Below are 296 nucleotides of genomic sequence, written 5' to 3' on the forward strand. Positions count from 1 at the left end.
AGTTCGCTCTCGCGCTCGAACAGCGTCCGCCTGCCCCGGCCACCGCGCTGCCCCATGACGCACCCCCAGCCGCGGTGGGGTGCCCGGCGCGGGGGGCCGGTGCACAACCGCGGGTTCAGGCGTCTCAGCGTACGCCGAACCGCACCGGCCGGGGTGTCATGTTCCCTTCTCGGCAAGGGAGTTGTGCCGCTCGTGGTGACGGGCGACGCGGGCCCGGTTCCCACACGAGGGCTTGCACCACTCCTGGCGCGGGTGCTCCTTGAGGAAGTAGCGCACGCAGCGCGGCGCGTGGCAGG

At 73.3% G+C, this 296-nt stretch carries 1 protein-coding gene; it reads right to left on the reverse strand.

The window, feature by feature from the left end; all coding sequences use genetic code 11:
* Positions 1–156 precede the first annotated feature (156 nt).
* The coding region (locus tag G3I40_RS13570; RefSeq protein WP_164302411.1) for a CGNR zinc finger domain-containing protein at positions 157–296 on the reverse strand (140 nt) is incomplete at its 5' end.

The sequence above is a fragment of the Streptomyces sp. SID14478 genome, from assembly GCF_010548525.1.
Lineage (GTDB): Bacteria > Actinomycetota > Actinomycetes > Streptomycetales > Streptomycetaceae > Streptomyces.